21 protein-coding genes are annotated in these 21,469 nt (G+C 52.1%); 8 read left to right on the plus strand and 13 right to left on the minus strand.

Annotated elements, in window-relative coordinates:
* Window positions 1-166: 166 nt before the first annotated feature.
* Window positions 167-1,378: a purine nucleoside transporter PunC gene (gene punC, locus FEK46_RS03440; protein ID WP_130224719.1), complete on the minus strand. Its 1,212-nt coding sequence runs from the start codon at window positions 1,376-1,378 to the stop codon at window positions 167-169.
* Window positions 1,379-1,490: 112 nt separating this feature from the next.
* Here punC and punR point away from each other — a divergent pair, with 112 nt between their 5' ends.
* Window positions 1,491-2,423, plus strand: coding sequence for a DNA-binding transcriptional activator PunR (gene punR, locus FEK46_RS03445; protein ID WP_130218967.1), 933 nt, complete (start codon window positions 1,491-1,493; stop codon window positions 2,421-2,423).
* On the opposite strand, the gene purR is transcribed toward punR, so the two are convergent.
* On the minus strand, window positions 2,420-3,445 hold the full coding sequence (purR, locus tag FEK46_RS03450; RefSeq protein WP_000190977.1) for an HTH-type transcriptional repressor PurR: 1,026 nt from the start codon (window positions 3,443-3,445) through the stop codon (window positions 2,420-2,422). The two genes, punR and purR, sit on opposite strands and share 4 nt — an antisense overlap.
* 298 nt (window positions 3,446-3,743) lie before the next feature.
* Between purR and cydH the strand changes: the two genes are divergently transcribed.
* Window positions 3,744-3,833: a cytochrome bd-I accessory subunit CydH gene (gene cydH, locus FEK46_RS03455; RefSeq protein ID WP_000102278.1), complete on the plus strand. Its 90-nt coding sequence runs from the start codon at window positions 3,744-3,746 to the stop codon at window positions 3,831-3,833.
* 165 nt (window positions 3,834-3,998) lie between these two features.
* On the plus strand, window positions 3,999-5,168 hold the full coding sequence (locus tag FEK46_RS03460) for an MFS transporter (RefSeq protein ID WP_130208198.1): 1,170 nt from the start codon (window positions 3,999-4,001) through the stop codon (window positions 5,166-5,168).
* 145 nt (window positions 5,169-5,313) lie between these two features.
* Here FEK46_RS03460 and sodB read toward each other — a convergent pair whose 3' ends face one another.
* The gene (gene sodB, locus FEK46_RS03465; protein WP_130208196.1) at window positions 5,314-5,895 is read right to left on the minus strand and encodes a superoxide dismutase [Fe]; all 582 of its coding nucleotides are present in this window, start codon (window positions 5,893-5,895) and stop codon (window positions 5,314-5,316) included.
* A gap of 127 nt (window positions 5,896-6,022) precedes the next feature.
* Window positions 6,023-6,853 carry a peptidoglycan DD-endopeptidase MepH gene (mepH, locus tag FEK46_RS03470; RefSeq protein WP_130208194.1) on the minus strand — a complete coding sequence of 277 codons (831 nt, stop codon included), beginning with the start codon at window positions 6,851-6,853 and terminating at the stop codon, window positions 6,023-6,025.
* Between the two features lie 334 nt (window positions 6,854-7,187).
* Here mepH and grxD point away from each other — a divergent pair, with 334 nt between their 5' ends.
* Window positions 7,188-7,535: a monothiol glutaredoxin 4 gene (gene grxD, locus FEK46_RS03475; protein ID WP_000108172.1), complete on the plus strand. Its 348-nt coding sequence runs from the start codon at window positions 7,188-7,190 to the stop codon at window positions 7,533-7,535.
* A 48-nt stretch (window positions 7,536-7,583) separates the two neighbouring features.
* On the opposite strand, the gene FEK46_RS03480 is transcribed toward grxD, so the two are convergent.
* The 5 genes from FEK46_RS03480 to FEK46_RS03500 all read right to left on the minus strand — a co-directional run bounded on the left by FEK46_RS03480 (window position 7,584) and on the right by FEK46_RS03500 (window position 15,261).
* Complete coding sequence (locus tag FEK46_RS03480) at window positions 7,584-12,182, minus strand: ATP-dependent helicase (RefSeq protein WP_135559540.1); 4,599 nt, start codon at window positions 12,180-12,182, stop codon at window positions 7,584-7,586.
* Between the two features lie 92 nt (window positions 12,183-12,274).
* Entirely contained in the window at window positions 12,275-12,922 is a 648-nt protein-coding gene (rnt, locus tag FEK46_RS03485; RefSeq protein WP_001282281.1) for a ribonuclease T, read from the minus strand.
* A gap of 102 nt (window positions 12,923-13,024) precedes the next feature.
* Entirely contained in the window at window positions 13,025-13,432 is a 408-nt protein-coding gene (gene gloA, locus FEK46_RS03490) for a lactoylglutathione lyase (protein ID WP_001237796.1), read from the minus strand.
* A gap of 80 nt (window positions 13,433-13,512) precedes the next feature.
* Entirely contained in the window at window positions 13,513-14,610 is a 1,098-nt protein-coding gene (locus FEK46_RS03495; RefSeq protein WP_131161200.1) for an alkene reductase, read from the minus strand.
* Window positions 14,611-14,661: 51 nt separating this feature from the next.
* On the minus strand, window positions 14,662-15,261 hold the full coding sequence (locus FEK46_RS03500; protein WP_135559541.1) for a TetR/AcrR family transcriptional regulator: 600 nt from the start codon (window positions 15,259-15,261) through the stop codon (window positions 14,662-14,664).
* A gap of 130 nt (window positions 15,262-15,391) precedes the next feature.
* Between FEK46_RS03500 and FEK46_RS03505 the strand changes: the two genes are divergently transcribed.
* From FEK46_RS03505 to sodC, 3 genes are all read left to right on the plus strand, one after another.
* On the plus strand, window positions 15,392-15,631 hold the full coding sequence (locus FEK46_RS03505) for a DUF1289 domain-containing protein (RefSeq protein ID WP_024258169.1): 240 nt from the start codon (window positions 15,392-15,394) through the stop codon (window positions 15,629-15,631).
* 48 nt (window positions 15,632-15,679) lie between these two features.
* Complete coding sequence (locus FEK46_RS03510) at window positions 15,680-16,576, plus strand: aldo/keto reductase family oxidoreductase (RefSeq protein ID WP_130208186.1); 897 nt, start codon at window positions 15,680-15,682, stop codon at window positions 16,574-16,576.
* 79 nt (window positions 16,577-16,655) lie between these two features.
* On the plus strand, window positions 16,656-17,177 hold the full coding sequence (sodC, locus tag FEK46_RS03515; protein WP_130260584.1) for a superoxide dismutase [Cu-Zn] SodC: 522 nt from the start codon (window positions 16,656-16,658) through the stop codon (window positions 17,175-17,177).
* On the opposite strand, the gene FEK46_RS03520 is transcribed toward sodC, so the two are convergent.
* From FEK46_RS03520 to FEK46_RS03530, 3 genes are read right to left on the minus strand one after another with little or no spacing between them, the layout of a single operon-like run.
* Window positions 17,178-19,190 (minus strand): FUSC family protein, encoded by a 2,013-nt coding sequence (locus FEK46_RS03520; RefSeq protein WP_135559542.1) that lies wholly within the window; start codon window positions 19,188-19,190, stop codon window positions 17,178-17,180. It abuts the gene before it with no gap.
* Window positions 19,190-20,047 (minus strand): HlyD family secretion protein, encoded by an 858-nt coding sequence (locus FEK46_RS03525; protein ID WP_130260586.1) that lies wholly within the window; start codon window positions 20,045-20,047, stop codon window positions 19,190-19,192. The genes FEK46_RS03520 and FEK46_RS03525 overlap by 1 nt, the downstream gene beginning before the upstream one ends.
* A 2-nt stretch (window positions 20,048-20,049) precedes the next feature.
* The gene (locus FEK46_RS03530; protein WP_130208178.1) at window positions 20,050-20,286 is read right to left on the minus strand and encodes a DUF1656 domain-containing protein; all 237 of its coding nucleotides are present in this window, start codon (window positions 20,284-20,286) and stop codon (window positions 20,050-20,052) included.
* Window positions 20,287-20,486: 200 nt separating this feature from the next.
* On the opposite strand from FEK46_RS03530, the gene slyA reads away from it, so the two are divergent.
* Window positions 20,487-20,921, plus strand: a complete 435-nt coding sequence (slyA, locus tag FEK46_RS03535; protein ID WP_064530079.1) for a transcriptional regulator SlyA — start codon at window positions 20,487-20,489, stop codon at window positions 20,919-20,921.
* Window positions 20,922-20,967: 46 nt separating this feature from the next.
* Here slyA and slyB read toward each other — a convergent pair whose 3' ends face one another.
* The gene (gene slyB, locus FEK46_RS03540; protein ID WP_064530029.1) at window positions 20,968-21,435 is read right to left on the minus strand and encodes an outer membrane lipoprotein SlyB; all 468 of its coding nucleotides are present in this window, start codon (window positions 21,433-21,435) and stop codon (window positions 20,968-20,970) included.
* Window positions 21,436-21,469 lie beyond the last annotated feature (34 nt).

The following is a 21,469-nucleotide window of genomic DNA, read 5'->3' on the forward strand; positions in this document are numbered from 1 at the left end:
GAACCCTTGCCGAAATGACCATCCATAGTGACCCGGGAACGCTCCTGTCCCCGTAAAAACATAATATTTATCGTAATATTAACAACTGGAACTCAGTATAGGCTGCTAATCTCAATCATACAACAAAATTTTGTTAGCAGCCTAAGTATAACGATATCGCTATAGATCAATGTGATTCACTATGTGCGACTTCCGTCTCGCCATGATTCTGACAGTGAGATTCAGGTTGATGTTGCATCTTATAGCCGATGGCAACCAGCACCACGGTCGATAACATCACGCTGGTGGTGGTGAACAGCGGCGTGCTGACGCTGATGAGCCAGGAAACCCCCAAGCTTGCGAGGAAGCACAGACCCAATTGCAGGGTATTCTGCAATGCAGCAGCGCGGCCAGTCGCATGCGGGAAGGGGCGTAGCGCCTGGGCGACCACAATCGGGTAGATTGCTCCGTTGGCAATGGCCATCACACAGAATGGGATCAGAATTTCGGCCAGCGACACATGGCTAATGAAGCCCGCAGCCCAGGTTGCTACCACGCTGACGGCAAACAGCGCCAGTAGCCACGGTAACAACTGCTTACCCTGCCATTTCTGCAATGCGGCGCGACAGCCGTAGCCACCAATAAGAAACGCGATGGTTTGCGGAACATAACTTAATCCGATTACTGCCGGACTGTAGCCCATTTCGCTGAGGATAAACGGTGAACCGGTTAGCCAGGCAAAGAAACTGGCTGAACAGGCCGCATAAATCAGCACATTCCCGCGATAGGTTTTTGAACGCAGCAGATCGGTAAAGGTCAGTCCATCCTGACTATTATTGCGTGCTTTCGTGGTGGGTTTAAGCCAGAAAATGGGCAGAATCAGCACTACGGCAATGGCAAACAGAGTGGCGAAAATCGCCTGCCAGGAAAAATGGACCAGCAGCCAGCTACCTAACAGCGGAGCAAGCGCCGGAGAAAGCCCCACTAAAGGCATAATGGTCGCAAAAATACGGTTAACTTTTTGTGAAGGATAGTAATCCGTCACCAATGCCTGCCAGATAACGGCCGCGGCACAGACACCAACAGCTTGCACAAAACGCAATACCAGCAGCGTGGCAGCGTTTTCCACCCATAACATTCCCAGACTACCCAGCGCAAAAATTGTCAGGCCGATCAATAACACAGGTTTACGACCATAACGATCGGAGAGCGGCCCCCACAGGAGCTGGGCAGCGGCAAAACCGGCAAGGAACAGACTAAGGCTGGCACTGACAGCAGACGCAGGCGTTTGCAGGTCGGCCTGAATGGCGGCGAAAGCGGGCAGATACATATCGGTTGCCAGAAAACCGAGTACGCTCAAACCCGCCAGCCAGACTAAAAATCTTTTCCCAGGTTGCATGTATATTCTCTAAATTCCTCAATTAAACACCGTCGCAAAGTGTAGGGAGTGAAATTCCTGTTGTGAAACGGTAATATTTGATGACTGGTTTCAAAAATTTTGCAGGCAAACTATGTGGTCTGAGTATTCTCTCGAAGTGGTTGATGCAGTGGCGCGAAATGGCAGCTTCAGCGCTGCAGCCCAGGAGTTGCATCGCGTTCCTTCTGCGGTCAGCTATACCGTGCGTCAGCTGGAAGAGTGGCTGGCGGTGCCGCTTTTTGAACGGCGTCATCGTGACGTGGAACTGACCGCTGCCGGGGCGTGGTTTCTCAAAGAAGGGCGCTCTGTTGTCAAAAAAATGCAGATCACTCGCCAACAATGTCAGCAGATAGCGAACGGCTGGCGCGGTCAATTAGCTATCGCGGTAGATAATATTGTCAGGCCAGAACGCACGCGGCAGATGATTGTTGATTTCTATCGCCATTTTGATGACGTCGAACTTCTGGTTTTTCAGGAAGTGTTCAACGGCGTCTGGGATGCGCTTTCCGATGGGCGCGTGGAACTGGCGATTGGCGCGACACGAGCGATTCCGGTTGGGGGCCGTTACGCCTTCCGTGATATGGGGATGTTGAGCTGGAGTTGTGTTGTTGCCCGCCACCATCCGCTTGCGTCGATGAATGGGCCGCTCAGCGATGACACGTTGCGCAACTGGCCGTCGCTGGTGCGCGAAGACACGTCGCGGACGTTACCCAAACGAATTACCTGGCTGCTGGATAACCAAAAAAGGCTTGTCGTACCTGACTGGGAATCATCGGCAACCTGTATCTCGGCCGGTTTATGCATTGGCATGGTGCCTACGCATTTCGCCAAACCGTGGCTTAATGAGGGAAAATGGGTGGCGTTAGAACTGGAAAATCCATTCCCTGATTCGGCATGTTGCCTGACCTGGCAGCAGAATGATATGTCGCCAGCGTTAACCTGGTTGCTGGAGTATCTCGGCGATAGTGAGACGCTGAATAAGGAGTGGCTGCGGGAGCCGGAAGAGACTCCCGCAACGGATGATTAACGACGATAGTCGCGGAACGGACCGTCAGCCACGGAGCGGCGTTCAATAAGCCGCGGATGAACTTCGATAGACTGCGGTTCTTCGCGTTTGTTGACGATACGGTCCAACAGCATGTTGAACGCCGTTTCGCCCAGCGAATCTTTTGGCTGATGGATAGTGGTCAGCGCCGGGGTAAAGTAGCGGGCGTTGCGCACATTATCATAACCGATCAGCGAAATATCCTGCGGTACGCGCAGACCCATTTCATCAGCAGCGCAAAGTGCACCCATTGCCATGATATCGCCGCCACAGAAGACCGCAGTAGGGCGGTGTGGCTGCGACAGGATTTGTTGCATGGCGCGATAACCCGATTCAGGTTCAAAGTCACCCTGCACAATCCAGTTTTCCGGCACCTTGATCATCGCTTCTTCCATCGCCTTCATAAACCCTGCCAGACGACCCGCGCCGGTATTACGTTCCAGAGGACCAGGGATAACGCCGATTTCGCGGTGACCGCGTTCAATCAGATAGCGTCCGGCCATGTAGCCGCCTTCAAACGCGTTATCGATGACCGCATCGGTAAAGTCGGCTTTTGCTTCGCCCCAGTCCATTACCACCATCGGGATATGGCGATACTCTTCCAGCATCGCCAGCAACGGTTCCGGATACTCAGAACACATGACCAGCAGGCCATCGACGCGTTTTTGCGCCATCATCGACAGATAGGCTCTCTGTTTCTCCAGATTGTTCCACGCGTTGCCGAGGATCAACGTGTAACCTTTCTGGAAGCAATTTTTTTCAACCGCTTCGATGATCTCCGCGAAATAGGCTGCTTCGCTGCTGGTCGCCAGCAAGCCGATAGACTTGGTATGGTTAACCTTCAGGCTACGCGCTACCGCGCTAGGGGAGTAGTGTAATTCTTTAATCGCTGCCCACACGGCGTTGCGCGTTTCTTCAGCGACGAAACGAGTTTTGTTTATAACGTGTGACACAGTTGTAGTGGAAACGTTTGCTCGCTTCGCTACATCTTTTATTGTTGCCATTCCATTTCACTCCAGACCCTAACTTCAGCTCCTGCAAAATCGCAAGGTAAACGTTTGCCTTTACACACCTTACGCGCAACAAAAGTGTTGCGGTACGCCGGAAAAACGACACAGAGCGTCAGGAAGGGGTCAATGGCCAGTACGCAAATAGTGTAAGCGTGGAATTTTGGCCGATCTTGATGAAAAGGGGAAGTGGTAAAAACACTTATCATTATAAATGGCGGGAGATTTTTTCTTCACAGTGTGTAAAAATGCGTAATATCACTTTTTGTAGGGTAATAAAAAAGGAGAAAACTTGATGAGTACCGATCTTAAATTTTCACTGGTAACAACCATTATTGTCCTCGGTTTGATCGTGGCCGTAGGTTTGACTGCCGCGCTGCACTGATTTCCCTTCGAGGGAGCGCATCCTCCCTCGCTCTCTCTTCCCTTTTGTTAGCAAAATGGCAAAAGTGTTTTCTCTTTTTGTTATTTTCAATTTTTTGTGATTGCTGTCATGCTTTCGCCACTTTGATGAATATCGTGTAATGACGCGAAGAGGTGGAGATTAGGCATGAAAATTAACTATCCGTTGTTGGCGCTGGCAGTTGGCGCGTTTGGTATCGGGACAACGGAGTTCTCGCCAATGGGCCTGTTACCCGTCATTGCGCGTGGTGTGGATGTCTCGATTCCTGCTGCGGGCATGTTAATCAGCGCCTATGCGGTTGGCGTGATGGTTGGCGCGCCGCTGATGACATTACTGCTGTCTCATCGCGCCAGGCGCAGTGCGCTTATTTTCCTGATGGCCATTTTCACTCTTGGCAACGTGCTTTCCGCCATCGCGCCGGATTATATGACGCTGATGCTTTCACGCATTTTGACCAGTCTGAATCACGGGGCATTCTTTGGTTTGGGTTCAGTCGTGGCCGCAAGCGTTGTGCCTAAACACAAACAGGCCAGCGCCGTCGCCACTATGTTTATGGGCTTAACTCTGGCAAATATTGGCGGTGTTCCTGCGGCGACCTGGCTTGGCGAAACTATTGGCTGGCGGATGTCGTTTCTGGCAACGGCGGGGCTGGGCGTGATTTCAATGGTTAGCCTGTTCTTCTCGTTACCGAAAGGCGGCGCAGGTGCGCGACCGGAAGTGAAAAAAGAGCTGGCGGTATTGATGCGTCCGCAGGTGTTATCAGCCTTGCTGACGACGGTACTAGGGGCTGGCGCAATGTTTACCCTCTACACCTATATTTCACCAGTACTGCAAAGTATCACCCACGCAACGCCGGTGTTCGTAACAGCCATGCTGGTGCTGATTGGCGTTGGGTTTTCTATCGGTAACTATTTAGGCGGTAAACTGGCGGACCGTTCGGTCAACGGCACGCTGAAAGGCTTTTTGTTGCTGCTGATGGTGATTATGCTGGCGATCCCGTTCCTGGCGCGTAATGAGTTTGGTGCGGCTATCAGCATGGTGGTGTGGGGCGCAGCAACCTTTGCGGTGGTACCGCCGTTACAGATGCGTGTGATGCGAGTTGCCAGCGAAGCGCCAGGGCTGTCTTCCTCAGTGAATATCGGTGCCTTTAACCTGGGCAATGCTCTGGGTGCCGCGGCAGGTGGCGCAGTGATTTCGGGTGGTCTGGGGTACAGTTTTGTGCCGGTGATGGGGGCAATTGTCGCAGGACTGGCATTGTTGCTGGTGTTTATGTCAGCCAGAAAACAACCTGAAGCAGTTTGCGTTGCCAACAGTTAATAAACGAAACGCAGAAGGGGATACCTTCTGCGTTACAGTTTGCAGGCAAAGTGCGATTTATCTTGCCGGATGCGGTGTTAACGCCTCATCCGGATAGACCCGATAAGCGTAGCGCATCAGGCAATGTTGCATTTGCCATCAGTTATTATGCAGCGAGATTTTTCGCTACGAATTCCCAGTTCACCAGCGCCCAGAAGTGCTCCAGATAGCCAGGACGCGCATTGCGATAGTCGATGTAATAAGCGTGTTCCCAGACATCAACGGTCAGCAGCGGGGTCGCATCGGTGGTCAGCGGAGTACCAGCATTAGAGGTAGAAACGATAGCCAGTTTGCCATCGCTGTTTTTCACCAGCCAGGTCCAGCCAGAACCAAAGTTTTTGATCGCAGCGTCAGTAAACTGTGCTTTGAAATCGGCAAAGCTACCGAAAGATGCGGCGATAGCTTCAGCGACTTTGCCAGTCGGTTCGCCACCGGCGTTCGGTGCCAGGCAGTTCCAGTAGAAAGTGTGGTTCCAGACCTGAGCTGCGTTGTTGAATACGCCACCTTCAGAGCTGCGAATAATCTCTTCCAGTGATTTACCTTCAAACTCGGTGCCTTTAATCAGGTTGTTCAGGTTAGTGACATAAGTCTGATGATGTTTGCCGTAGTGATACTCAATGGTTTCCGCAGAAATGTGCGGAACCAGAGCGTCTTTAGCATATGGTAGTGCAGGTAATTCGAATGACATTGCTACTCTCCTTTATTATTCATTGGTATACGCACAATAGCCTTATTGTGAGTACGGATAGGGTAGCAAATTAAAAGGTGATACAAAAGATGAACTTACCCTGTTGTCGTAACAACAGGGTAAAGTTTTAGCGAAGTGTTTTTGGGGTCATTACCCGACGAGCGCCAACATAGTGACGTTGCCAGTAATCTTCACTTAACGACGTGATTTGAATTTCCTGACCACTGCGTGGTGACTGAATAAATTTACCATTGCCAACATACACGCCTACGTGATCGGCAGTCCCACGCCCTTGCGTGCGGAAGAAGACCAGGTCGCCGTTTTTCAGTTCACTGCGATCGATAGGTGCCGCATCGCGCAGGTGATACATTTCGTTGGCCGTGCGCGGAATACGGATCTTAACCAGGTCTTTATAAGCGTAATAAACCAGTCCACTGCAATCAAAACCGGTACGCGGTGAACTCCCGCCCCAACGATATGGCTTGCCAATTTGCTGCATCAGTTTATTCATCGCCACTTTAGTGGCTTTCTGAACTTTGGCTTTGTGCGCATCGGCAATAGTGCCAGGGGCGGCATTTTTGACTTTCACGCAATGTGACTTATTGCCCTTACGTTTGGTGCACTTTTCCGTAAAGCTGGCAGACGCCGTTTTAGTGACAACATTTTTGCTTCGAGTTTTAGCGTTTTTAGAAGCGGTAATGGAGGATTTTTTAACGGAAGAAGCGGTTTTGCTTTTGGTCGTACTTTTACTGGCGACTTTTTTGGCGGTTTTCTGACTGGCTTTATTATTGGTCTTTTTGGTGGTTGCCGTGCTTTTCTTTTTATCTGCTTTTTTGGTGATATGAGTGGTAGCAGAACTCTCCCTGGCTTGCTTGGAAGCATAGGCCATAGGCATTAAAGGCAGGGTGGTAAAAAGTAAAGCACAGAGCGTGATCGAAATACGGTTTATCCGCGCCACTGAGCGTCCCTCTGTTAAGGCAGGTCTATCATGCCTGCGTCTGATTTACAAAACTTGATGATTCTAATGCATAGAAGAAGGGAAAGTTAATAGCTTTTATTGTTAAAAAATACGTTTCGTCGGCGAGCGCAAAAAAAAGCAGCAGTGAAAGCTAAAAATGGTCACAAATACGCCAGCTTGCAGCGTGGCAGAGTAGAAACGAATATTTGAAATGCAACAAATAGAGCAAAGGGATAAAATAGCAAAAGCATGATGAAAATGTTATTTTCCGATGCCGCACTGACCCGCTACAATGTCAGATTACTGCCGTAAAGAAGTTTGAGGAAGCAAGACAATGAGCACCACTATCGAAAAAATCCAACGCCAGATTGCTGAAAACCCGATCCTGCTGTACATGAAAGGTTCACCGAAACTGCCGAGCTGCGGTTTTTCTGCTCAGGCAGTCCAGGCGCTTGCCGCTTGTGGCGAACGTTTTGCCTACGTTGATATCCTGCAAAATCCGGACATTCGTGCGGAACTGCCGAAATATGCTAACTGGCCGACTTTCCCGCAACTGTGGGTTGACGGCGAGCTGGTAGGCGGTTGTGATATCGTGATTGAAATGTATCAGCGTGGCGAACTGCAGCAGCTGATCAAAGAAACTGCTGCTAAATACAAGTCTGAAGAGCCGGATGCTGAATAATCCGTTTCGCAATACTGACGGATGCTAACCGGCATCCGTCAGTGCTTTTTATCCCCAATCCAGCCCTTGTGGCGAACTTGAAAATCCCGCTTCACGCAGTAGCGTAAACATCGGCGTTTGCCGTACCGGTTGGTCATTCACTTCTGTCAACGTAAAGCGTAGCCGTGGTTCTCGCCGTAACGCGGTGGTTAGCGCCAGGAAAACCTCCGGTGGTAATAATTCATCTTTTTCCTGCCAGACCAGCATTTTTTTGCCACCTTGCGCAAGATAAATCAATAATTTGCCGCCAGAAATGACCACCAGCGCGCCTGCCCGACGAGTCGGAACCAGCGTCGCCGGATGTGCAGGCCAGGGTAGCAGATTCCCCCACAAATTAGCCGGATCGTTGGCACTAAGGGCCACGGGCATATATTGTCGCGTCTGCGTGGCATGGGGCGCCAGGTCGCGCAGACGGTCAATGGTCTGGCGATCAGCAAATTGTGCACCACCCAAACCTTCAACAAATCGACCCCGCATAATTCGCCCGGAATCTTCCATACTGCGGCAAAGCGTTTGCATCGACGGAAATCCGCCAGGAATATTTTCAGCAATCACCGCCTGACGGCTGATGATTCCGTAGCGGTCGAGCATATTTTCCGCCAGCGCCAGTATCCTTTCGGTATCGTTTAGTGGCTCCACCTGCAATAACGACCAGCGTCCAGCCAGCTTTGGTGTGTTGTAAGATACCGACGGCATAGCTGACGGTGCATAAACCGGACGTCCACGACGAGCCCGGCTACTGCGGCGAGTGGTCGGACTGCTTCGGGTGAGGGCGCGCAACGGTGCCCAAATATCACAGGTGATGACGCCTTGCCAGGCCAGTTCCCAAAGCGCCTCTTGCAGGGCTGAAGGCTCTACGGGCTCGCCGATTATCTCGCCTGTTCGTTGGCTGATTTGTTGCGCAAACCAGGCGCCCCCGTCAGTCAGAACCGCGATAATTGCCAGCTGAAGCGCTGAACGTTTCGCCTGATCCTGTTCTGCGGGAATGAACGATTCGGCGGCAAATTCCCGTAAATGCAGTGCCACCAGACCTTCATCCTCACCGAGCTTTTTTTGCCCCGACCAGATAACCGTACCGGTTGCCAGCAGTTCATCGAGCATTTCTGGCGAGTAATCGCGTACGCGGGCGGGCAGGATCTGGCTTTCCCACAGTGAGGCGGGTAAACCGACACCAGCAAGCTGTTCGATAACTCGCATGACGCCATCCACGCCTTCATAAACGCCTGGCGATGTTGAGGCAAAGAGCGCCGGGCTACCATCGGTGGCGGGGAGCACGCCCTGATGTTCCAGCAGCAATCGTGCATAGGCAATGGCGGGTACCGGACGCGTAGCTTCTCTGGCAGCCTGCAGGGAACGTAAACGACGAAAAACTTCATCGCTCACCCAGATGTCTTGTTGCAAATTCATCACCAGCCCCTGTTCGCGCAATTGATGAAGTTGCTCTTCGACAATGGCAATACCGAGGCTAAACTCATGAGCCAGTTGTTCAGCCGTGACCAGAGCATGAGCCCGGAGATAGCGCAGAAAGAGATCGCGAAGCGGGTAATTGACACGGTGCAAGTAAATATCAGGCAGCGAGTCCGGCAGTTGCACTCCGAGAGCATCGCGTAATTTGGCCGCATCGTCCATATAGGCCAGACGCTCCTGAGCTGCCATGATCACCGGAAAGATTCTTTTTGCCGCCAGAAGATTTTCTACAAATGTCTCAATCTCTTCACGGCGGCCTGTATGCCGTTGCGCCAGATCCTCAACGGTCATTGGCCCCAGTTCGCGCAACAGGTCGAAAAGACCTTCTTCACCTTTCGCTTTTCTGCCAGGGGCCAGTCGCTGTAACTCTTCTTCCACCTGACGAATGACCTGCGGGTCGAGTAACTCACCAGGATCAACCTGACCGAGTAGATTGCGCAACAATTCGCTGTCCAGAGACAGCACTGAAGCTCGCCGTTCTGCCAGCGGGGCGTCGCTCTGATACATAAATTCCGCCACATAACCGAACAATAAACTGGCGGCGAAAGGCGAGGGCGTAGCGGTCGTTACATCGGATATTTGAATTTCGCCACCGTTCAGGCGACGCATCAAACGTTCCAGCGCGGGAAGGTCATACACATCCTGCAGGCATTCACGCAGAGTTTCGAGAATGACAGGAAAATCCGGATATCCCTGGGCGATTTCCAGTAACTGGCTGGCACGCAGCCGTTGTTGCCAGAGCGGGGTGCGATGGCCCGGTGTTCGGCCCGGCATTAATAATGCCCGCGCGGCGCATTCGCGAAAACGGGCGGCGAAAAGTGCTGAGTTGCCCACCGCCTCGCGGACAATTTGCAGCAACTTTTCCGGTTCAAACAAAAATATCGCGGCGTCAGGCAATTTGCCGTCGGTATCTGGAATGCGGGCGACAATACCGTCATCGCTGGCGACTACCGAGGCATCAGCGCCCCATAGCGCATGCAGTCGTCCGGCAATCGCCAGCGCCCACGGTTCATGCACTCGTCTTCCATAGGGAGAGTGTAAAATAATGCGCCAGTCGCCAATTTCATCACGGCAGCGTTCGAGAACCAGGTGGCGGCTTCCAGGGACAACGCCCGTAGCGTTACGCTGTTCGTCAATCAGCCCCTGAATATTGGCGAGTGTATTTTCTTCTGCCAGCCACGGCGGGATATTTCCGGAAAAGAACGCGCCATCTGCCAGCAAATGGAGAAAATCGCCGATCATTTCCCCCAATTCAGCGGGGCGTCCATTACCTTCGCCACGCCAGAAGGGAAGTCGGGCAGAGCGACCTGGTGCAGGTGTCACAATGACCTGATCGCGGGTGATTTGTTGGATCCGCCATGAGGTAGCGCCGAGAGTGATGATGTCATTCACTCGCGATTCATACACCATCTCTTCATCCAGTTCGCCCACCCGCCGCGAGCCTGTCTGTTCTTCACCTTCGGGTAATAACACACTGTACATGCCACGATCCGGAATGGTGCCACCGCTGGTAACAGCCAACAGCTGAGCGCCAGGTCGGGCGGTCAATATCCCCGTCTCCCTGTTCCAGACCAGTTTTGGTCGAAAAGCAGAAAAATCGCCTGAGGGATAGCGCCCGGAAAGCATATCCAGCGTGGCGTCAAAAACTCGTCTTGGCAGATCTTTCCACGGTGCGGCACGGCGTACGCGGGAGTACCATTCGTCTACCTGTAATGCATCCATCGCCGCGGCGGCAACGGTTTGCTGCGCAAGGACGTCGAGTGGATTATGTGGTGGCGTCAGGTTTTCCAGCCTGCCTGCAAACATACACTCGACAATGACGGCGGAATCGACTAAATCACGCCGGGTACGGGGGAAAAACAGCCCTTTAGATACACCGCCAACCTGATGTCCGGCGCGACCAATGCGCTGTAGTCCGCTGGCGACAGAAAGCGGCGTCGCCACCTGAATCACCAGATCTACCGCGCCCATGTCAATCCCCAGTTCGAGACTGGAAGTCGCGACCACACAGCGCAATTCGCCTGATTTCAGTGCTTGTTCGGTTATCGCCCGTTGTTCTTTAGAGACGGAACCGTGGTGCGAGCGGGCAATGAAAACGTCGCTACTTTGTACGCGGTTAGAGGTTGCGCCGGAGGTAGACTCGAAATGAGCGGCGTCTATGGCGATGGCCGGGGAGCGCTGTAATCGTGCGGCGTAAAGCTCATTCAGCCGTGCCGTCAGTTTTTCCGCCAGGCCGCGAGAATTGGTGAAGACGATGGTTGAGCGATGGCGCAACACTTCATCAAGAATGCCGCTTTCAATATACGGCCAGATTGAGCCTTCTCTGCCCGCATGGCTGTCTTCCCCGGTGCTGCTGGCGACCGACGAGATATCATCCATATTGGCGACCGGTACGACAATCCGTATCTGCGGATGGCGCATTGCGGGCGGGTTGACTACAGTAACCGGACGATCGCCACCAAGAAATGCGGCCACATCGCTGGCTGAGCGTACAGTCGCGGAAAGTCCAATTCTCTGTGCTGAGGTTTGTAGCAGCGCATCGAGCCGTTCCAGGCTTAACGCCAGATGCGCACCGCGTTTACTGCCCGCTACCGCGTGGACTTCATCAATAATTACCGTCTCGACGCCGCGCAGCGTTTCGCGCGCGCGGGAGGTCAGCATCAGATAGAGTGATTCGGGCGTGGTTATCAGAATATCCGGCGGATTGCGGGTCAGTTTGCTGCGTTCCTGCGCGGGCGTATCGCCAGTCCGGATCCCCACGCGAAGATTGACTTCCGTTTCGCCGCGCCGCCGCCGTTCCTCTGCAATGCCTTGTAACGGGATCTGCAAATTGCGCTGAACGTCGGTGCCTAAGGCTTTAATTGGTGAAATGTAGAGGATGCGTGAGGTTTTGCGTTTATGCGCCTCGCTGGCATGCTCGCCACCTTCGCGGATGAGCTGATCCAGTGCGTAGAGAAATGCTGCCAGCGTTTTCCCTGAGCCAGTCGGTGCAATCACCAGCGCATGTTCACCTCGTGCCGCCACATGCCAGGTTTGCGACTGGACAGCGGTCGGCTGTTTAAAGGCGCGAAGAAACCAGTCGCGGGTCGCCGGTGAAAACACGTCCGGCAGGGGCGATGAAGAGTTTGGATTATCTGCCATTAACGCTATTCCCCGTGAATATCATGCATGATGCGTGGAATAGCCTCACTATAGATGCCTGAATCATTGCATGTCATCAGGCATCGACTCGATTACACCTCTTCGGCGGCAGGCAGCGGCCAGCCTCCCAGACGTTTCCAGCGATTGACGATTTCACAAAACAGCACAGCAGTGCGTTCGGTGTCGTACAGCGCGGAGTGCGCCTGGGTGCTGTCGAAGTCCATACCCGCGGTCTGGCAGGCTTTTGATAATACGGTTTGTCCGAGTGCCAGCCCGGCCAGTGCCGCGGTGTCAAAAGTGGCGAAAGGGTGGAATGGGTTACGTTTCAGTGAGGCGCGTTCTGCGGCGGCCATCATAAAGCTGTGATCAAAATTGGCGTTGTGCGCCACCATAATGGCCCGGTTACAGCCGCTCGCTTTAATGCCTTTACGTACAACTTTAAAAATTTCGTGCAGCGCCTCGTATTCGCTGACCGCGCCGCGATCGGGATCGTTCGGGTCAATGCCGTTGAAGGCGAGGGCCTCTGGCTGCAAATTTGCGCCGACAAATGGTTCGACGTGGAAATGTAATGTGGTGTCCGGCATCAGCCAGCCTTGTTCATCCATTTTCAGGGTGATGGCGGCAATCTCAAGCAGCGCATCGGTTTTGGCGTTAAATCCGGCTGTTTCAACATCGATCACAACAGGATAAAAACCACGAAAACGGTCGCACAGACCGGTAAGTTGAGCGTTATCGGACATCTGATTCTCTTAATACGGATAAATTGCAGCGCGCATTATGACAAATATTACTTGTCGATGCAGTAAAGATGCGGGCGCGATGAGTTCGCGCCCGGCAGGAGATTAGTTGCCCAGACCGCGACCGGCGTCTTTCTCTTCGATTAATTCAATTTTGTAACCGTCCGGATCTTCCACAAACGCGATAACCGTAGTACCGCCTTTTACCGGACCCGCTTCACGGGTAACGTTACCCCCGTTTTGACGGATTTTTTCGCACGCTTCAGCGGCGTTATCAACGCTAAGCGCGATGTGACCATAAGCAGTGCCGAGTTCGTATTTATCCACGCCCCAGTTGTAGGTCAGTTCAATCACCGCTTCTTCGGTTTCCGGGCCGTAGCCAACAAACGCCAGTGAGTATTTGTATTCCGGGTTTTCGCTGGTGCGCAGCAGTTTCATGCCCAGCACTTTGGTATAAAAATCGATGGAGCGTTGCAGATCGCCAACGCGCAGCATGGTATGAAGAAGACGCATCTTTATATCCTCAAAATGGCTAACAGATTCAAAATGTTGTTTTAGTATAGCGGCGGCTTTACGCCGCTCGCAATGTTGGATTATAGCGTAGGGTAATCGGTATAGCCTTCCGCGCCGCCACCGTAGAAACTTTCAGGACGTGGTGGATTAAGTTCGGCTTTACGTTGCAAGCGAGTGACCAGGTCTGGATTCGCAATCCAGTTACGACCAAATGCCACAGCGTCAATTAACCCTTTTTCGATGAGCATCTCTGCTTTTTCTGCTGAATAAGCCCCGGCACCGACAATCGGACCGTGGAAACGGGAACGCACTTTTTCGCGGAAGGCATCGGTATACGGTTCACCGCCAGCCCAGTCCGGTTCGGACAAATGCAGATAAGCAATACCACGTTTACCCAGTTGTTCAATCAGATACAGCGCATCGGCTTCTTCATCTGGACCATTGTCGAGATTGGCAAAAGTACCGATCGGTGAGAGACGGATACCAATGCGATCGGCTCCCCATTCTTTGATCCCGGCATCGACCACTTCCAGCACCAATCGCGCGCGATTTTCCACGCTGCCGCCATACTGATCGGTACGATGGTTAGAGGAGGGGGAGAGGAACTGATGTAGCAGATAACCATGTGCGCCATGCAGTTCGACCAGATCAAAACCTGCTTCGCGGGCATTGGCGATGGCCTGACGAAAATCGTTAACGATGCCAGGGATTTCTTCCAGTGTCAGCGCACGAGGCATGGAGGTTTCGACACGAATCGCTCGACCATTTTCATCACGCAGTGATGTCCGGGTCCCTGCACTAATGGCTGATGGAGCTACCGGAGCCTGACCACCAGGCTGCAAACTGCTGTGTGATACACGCCCGGTATGCCAGAATTGCACGGCCATATGACCGCCTTGTGCATGAACACCCGAGGTGATTTTTTGCCATGCGGCAATTTGTTCGGCACTGTAGAGCCCCGGCGCACCCGCATAGCCTTTTGCCTGGGCGGAAATTTGCGTTGCTTCACTGATGATCAAACCCGCACTGGCGCGCTGGCGATAGTATTCCGCCATCAACGGAGTAGGGATGTCACCCGGTTCTATATTGCGCAAACGCGTCAGTGGGGCCATAAAGATACGGTTTGCTACCGTGATTGCGCCCACTTTAAGCGGGGTATACAGCTTGTCATACGACATGGTGACTCCTGAGTAGACCGGTCGTCTAGCATTTGAGTAAAAAATAACGCCCTATTGTCCGGGCGTTGTGATCATAATTTTTGCGTGAGCCATCGCGCTTTCCAGCGGTGATGAACTTCGGGAAATCTTGGCCTGGAGCCTTGCACCCAACCAAAGAGAATGCAAAACTTCCGCCAGTGTTTGTGCGTCACCTTCAAACGACATACAGCCCTGACGGCGACCGCTCTCCAGTGTGTCCGCCAGCAGTGTGACAACCTGGCATGTGCCTTTGTCCATTGCGATACGCATATCTTCCGATAAATCACACACTTCAGCCGATAACTTTACAGTCAAACAATCACTGATTTTACCCTGCAAAGAAAACTGGTTAATAGTTTGCTGGTAATAAGCCAGTAAATGGTCGCGGCAACTGCCCTCAGCAGCACTAAAATGTTGTTCCAGACGCTGAAGATGATTCGCAAAATAGCGTTCAAGCATCGCAACGCCAAAGGCTTCTTTGGACCGAAAATAGTGGTAGAAGGAACCTTTCGGAACTTCCGCCGTTTTTAACAGTTCGCTAAGTCCCATCCCAACAAAACCGCGCTGTAAGCAGAGTGCCTCACCGGTTGCCAGAATATGTTCGCGGGTATTGTGTTCAGTATGTTTGCTCATGGCGAGTTAATCTAATAGACCAGTCGGTCTAATGCAATCGCTTTTTATCTGAGATCCGTTTCGGGACAAAGGTTGCGATGTGAATCATTAACGTCTTCAATGAACAGAAGTGAAATGACAGGAGACTAGCGTGGCGGAGCAATTAGAGTTCTTTCCCGTCCAGAGCCCGTGCCGGGGAATTTGCCAGTCTGACGAACGCGGATTTTGTCGCGGCTGTTTTCGAAGCCGGGATGAACGTTTTAACTGGAATAATATGAGCGATGGCGAAAAACAAGAGGTGCTGCGCCTTTGTCGGCAGCGGCTGATGCGCAAATTACGCGCGAATAAACCAACGTCATCAGATGAACCGGAGCAACCATCACTCTTTTGAGCATAATCTTGCGTATACTCCTCTCATATCTGATAAGAGGAAGCGATTATGGTTCAGCGTATTACTATTGCGCCGCAAGGCCCGGAGTTTTCCCGTTTTGTGATGGGCTACTGGCGACTAATGGACTGGAATATGTCTGCCCGTCAGTTGGTTAGCTTTATTGAGGAGCATCTGGATCTCGGCATTACCACCGTGGACCATGCTGATATATATGGCGGCTATCAGTGCGAAGCGGCGTTTGGCGAGGCGCTGAAGCTGGCGCCGCATCTGCGTGAACGGATGGAAATCGTCAGCAAATGTGGCATCGCGACGACTGCGCGTGAAGAAAATGTCATTGGTCATTACATCACTGACCGCGACCATATTATTAAAAGCGCCGAACAGTCGCTGATTAATCTCGCGACCGATCATCTGGATTTGCTGTTAATCCACCGTCCCGACCCGTTGATGGATGCCGATGAAGTGGCGGATGCGTTTAAACATCTGCATCAGAGCGGCAAAGTGCGCCATTTTGGCGTATCCAACTTCACGCCTGCGCAATTTGCCCTGTTGCAATCACGCCTGCCGTTTACTCTTGCGACCAATCAGGTGGAAATATCCCCGGTGCATCAGCCGTTGCTGCTGGATGGTACGCTCGATCAGCTACAACAACTGCGTATTCGTCCAATGGCGTGGTCGTGCCTTGGTGGTGGACGTCTGTTCAATGATGATTATTTCCAGCCGCTGCGGGATGAACTTGCTGTGATAGCCCAGGAATTAAACGCCGCCACGATTGAGCAGGTTGTTTATGCCTGGATATTACGTCTGCCGTCGCAACCGTTGCCGATCATTGGCTCTGGTAAAATTGAGCGCGTACGGGCTGCTGTAGAGGCAGAAGCCCTGAAAATGACGCGTCAGCAGTGGTTTCGTATCCGTAAAGCTGCATTAGGTTACGACGTACCGTAAGCACTTTTAGGATTAGCCGCCGTTCAAATATGTGTCACTGGTTTACACTTAACGGGTATGCACAATGAACGGAGGTCCTATGAAGCGTTTTAGTCTGGCTATCCTGGCGCTGGTTGTTGCGACCGGCGCACAAGCCGCCAGTGAAAAAGTCGAGATGAACCTCGTTACGTCGCAAGGGGTTGGGCAGTCAATAGGTAGCGTAACTATTACTGAAACCGATAAAGGTCTGGAGTTTTCACCCGATCTGAAAGCATTACCCCCCGGTGAACATGGCTTCCATATTCATGCCAACGGAAGCTGTCAACCAGCAACGAAAGATGGCAAAGCCGCTGCGGCAGAATCCGCAGGCGGGCATCTTGATCCACAAAAAACCAACAAGCATGAAGGGCCGGAAGGTGCGGGACATTTAGGCGATCTGCCTGCGCTGGTGGTCAATAATGACGGCAAGGCGACCGATGCCGTTATTGCGCCTCGTCTGAAATCACTCGATGAAATCAAAGACAAGGCGCTGATGATCCACGTTGGCGGCGATAATATGTCCGATCAACCTAAACCGCTGGGCGGTGGCGGTGAACGCTATGCCTGTGGTGTTATTAAGTAGTTAAGAGGCCAGCGTACCTTGCGGCGGTGCTTGCTCAAGTTGCGAAAGCGAGCAGTATAGCCGCCAGATAATCGCTGCCAGCTCACGGGCGGCAGGCTGATGATGCCGGGCAAGGCTGTCACAAATCCGCTGTAATTCTTCAAGTGTGGCTGCCAGCGATTTTTGCTGAACGCCACGCTCACTCATCACTCCCCGCAACAGCGAAATACAGTTATCCCGCACTTGTGATAACGGATCAGAACGTGACTCCCACTCGCGTAATTGCCAGACAACATGCGAACAGTTCAGTAGCACCACCCCCCAACGTAATAACCAACGGCGCGCCAGCGCATCCTGGCTGTTGCTCAACTGACTGACGTGATGATAAGTGAGAGATTCAAATTCGTTCTCGCTGTGTATCGGACGACGGCTGAGTTGATCGACAAAATCCCGGCGCAGGGCGCGAATATGGCGACGGCTTTTGCGGGCATCCGACCCAGGTCGCAGAATGGCAAACGCTAACCACGCCAACGCCACACCAACGATTTTCGCCAGATTATCATTGAGAAAATCGGCAAAATCATACACCGGCGGGTTGGTAACGGCGATAAACGAGCCCATAAAAACAATCAGTTGCCCCCATAATGCGGCTTGTTTTGGTATTTGTATCTTGAGTAGCTGCATCGTTGCCAGCAGGGGGAAAAGAAACAGCAAAAATTGCCACAGCTCGCTAATTTGAACCATCAGGCCAAATTTAACCACAAAGCTAAAGAACGACAGCAATACCAGTGTGCGCATCAGTAGCGTCAATGACTTAAACGGCGCTGCAACGGCGGAATAAAGGACGCAGCTAATCGCAGCCAGGGTTAAGGCATTGGCTCCGGCATCCCATTGCGAGGCAATACTCCACGCACCAATCAACATCAACGTACAAAATGTCCGCAGCCCGCTCCACATGGCTTCTGCATTATCGGTATGACGTGCCAGCCCGGACGCGCGAGGGAGTCTGGTTTGATCATCTACGCCGCTTTGCAGACGATGTAATTCCTGACTACTTTGCAGATAAAGGCGGCAAAAATAACGTAGTCGCTGCCAGAAGGCGACGTGCCGGTAGTCAGCTGAGTTCGTCGGGCGTAACGGGGCAATAATGCGTGCGACGGTGTAAAAATCCGTTTGCCCGCTGGCGAGGGCCGTTAGCAACTGTTCAAGAATTTCCCGTATAGCACCAGGGGGGGATGGCCAGTTGAGCAACATACGCCGCAAGCTCGAAATGACGCTGGTCATGCGTAACTGCTGGTGGAGTAACGCATTGAGGCGCGCGTTTTGCTGGCGGAAGCGATAGTGGCTCCAGAAAGCCTGGATACGCAGCAAATTCATGGTCAGTATTTGCCCAATCACCCCTTCATGTGCGGTACGAATGGCATCGGTTGTTTCAGGCTGCCAGAGTAAACTGGCATGTTCCAGTAAACGGGCGTGCATGTTTTTCAATGCGGTTAAAAGGGCAGTGGCATCGGAAGTGCTCGGCAGAATCATCATCATCATCCCACCGCAGAGAATACCGACGATCACTTCGCAAACGCGCGCCTGGGCGATGTCCCACAACTGGCTTGCTTCAGTGATATTGACCATCGGGAAGGCGATAATCGCAGCTGTGTAACCCGCCAGTTGAAACGCATAGGCCACGTTATTCGTGAAATGCGCGCAGGCCCAGGTACAAAAACCAAGCCATGCCGACATGCTCAACAGGAAGAACCACGGTTCGTTAAGAGTATGCCCGGCAAGGATTAGCGCCGCGATAGCCCCCAGCAAACTGCCAGCGATGCGCCCCAGGCTTTTGCTGATGACACCGCCAACTGTCGGAAAGCTCACTACCGCGGCTGACGTCATCGCCCAATAGGGCTCGTCCAGATTTAAATAATAAGCAACAGTCAGCGCCAGACACATGGCAAGGGTATTGCGCAACGCATAGCGCCATTGTGCCAGCGTGGCCTTAAACCAGGGCAGATTGCGCAGAGACCATGACCAGGCGTTCATTACTGACCTACTGCGATACTACAGGTCGTGCCGGATACCAGCGTGACATCGCTGGGAACATTATCAAGGGCAAAGCGAACCGGGACGCGCTGGGCGAGGCGAACCCAGGGAACGTTAGGTTTAACGTCTGGAATCAGGCTGGAATCGTTTTCCACACTCTGATCATAAATTGCCCGACCGATACTGGAGACGTGACCCTGTAACGTTTTGTTGTCGCTATAGAGCGTAATGTGTGCTGGCGCACCGTCGCGGATATGCCGCAATTTGGTTTCTTCAAAATAACCAATGACGTAAAACGAGTGACTGTCCACGAGGGCAAACAGCGGTTTTCCTGTGTCAGCGTAGTCGCCGATGCGGGTAGTGAGGTTGGTGACCCATCCGCTGACCGGGGCGCGAATTTCCGTTTGTGCCAATTGCCATTGTGCTTGTTTCAGCGTTGCTTGTGCGGCATCGACACTGGCCTGCATCGCTTTAACATTGAGGTTTGCCGTATCCAGCTCTTCGGCAGAGATAAAATTTTGCGAGAGATGACGGCGGCGGTTGGCCTCATTATTGGCTCTGGCAAGATCAGATTGCGCTTTCGCCAGTTGGGCCTGGGCATTCAGTTCGGCAATCTGGAAGGGTGTTTTATCGATAGTGAACAGAATATCGCCAGCGTTAACCAACTGGTTGTCTTTTATATTCATCGCAACAATACGTCCGGACACTTGTGGGGTGATAGCGACCTGTTCCGCGCGTATTTTGCCATCCCGCGTCCACGGTGACTGCATGTAATAGTTCCAGAGCCACCATCCGGCGAGAACGGCAACTACTGCTACAATTATTGTTGAGAAATACTTAATGGTTTTAATTGACATAGTTACCACGCAATCAATATTGCCAGGGCGGAGCATACGCAGATCGCAAACAGCGACAAATCCATTAACAAGGGATGCCAGATGTCGCCCGCGTAGATCCAGTCGCGAAGCAGGCGGTGCAGGACAAGCCAGACGACGAATCCAAGCGCGAAGGCTTTGAAAAACGGAGGAAAGTAGACGGATGCACCGAACACCAGATCTTGTAGGGGCAATCCTGTTGCACTATGCATAAACTTCACAAAATAGATTCCTTTGAGGCTGAGTTTATTGCTTTAGATTAATAAATATTGTTTATGTGAGAGAAAATTACTCGCTATTTCTGAAAAGCATGTCTGACGGTAAGCAAATGCAGCAATCCATTTGTTTTAGCAATACAATTGCTGCACACTATTCTAAAAGCCGTATAATATCTTAGCAAGCTAATTATAAGGAGATGAAATTGGAATCGCCACTAGGTTCTGATCTGGCACGGTTGGTGCGCATATGGCGTGCTCTGATAGACCATCGCCTGAAACCCCTGGAGTTAACGCAAACCCATTGGGTGACGTTGCATAATATACATCAGTTACCTCCAGACCAGTCGCAAATTCAACTGGCAAAAGCGATTGGCATTGAGCAGCCATCACTGGTTCGTACGTTGGACCAACTGGAAGAAAAAGGGTTAATTTCGCGTCAAACTTGTCCCAGCGATCGGCGGGCCAAACGTATTAAACTGACGGAAAAGGCGGAGCCGCTGATTAGCGAAATGGAAGCTGTTATTAACAAGACCCGGGCGGAAATTTTGGATGGGATTTCAGCAGAGGAACTGGAACAACTGATTAGGCTCATTGCAAAACTTGAGCATAATATTACTGAGTTACAGGCCAAAGGGTGAAATAAAGGGGGCGTGTGGCCAGGTAGCTGACCACACGTCAACTTGTTTAGCGCGGGGAAACCGTCACCTGGCTGCCGTTGCTAGCCAGAACGACACGTTGTCCCGGAGAGAAATGGGTATTGCCCTGTTTCTGTACCACCATGATGGTGTTGCCATCATCTTTACGAATTTCCAGCTCCACACCCTGTGTTTTGTTCATTGCGCTCTGTACGCCCTGACCGGCTACACCACCCGCGACGGCACCTGCTGCGGTAGCCAAAGAGCGTCCAGTACCGCCACCAACGGTATTACCAAGAAAACCACCGAGAACCGCACCGCCAATTGCGCCGATGACGTTGGAATCATCACCGCCCTGAATCTGTACCTGCCGTACGTTCACGATTGTGCCGTAGCTGACATTCTGCACTTGCTTCGCTTCAGAGGCAGTATAAACATCGCCAGATAGGGTATCGTTGTTAACACAACCAACAAGAGAAAGACCTACCATTGATACAACCAGTACGCGTTTAATCATTGAAAAATCTCCTGATTACCATGAAACGCCTCAC

Origin of the sequence: Escherichia sp. E4736, assembly GCF_005781225.1 — a bacterium.
In the GTDB taxonomy this organism is placed as follows: Bacteria; Pseudomonadota; Gammaproteobacteria; order Enterobacterales; family Enterobacteriaceae; genus Escherichia.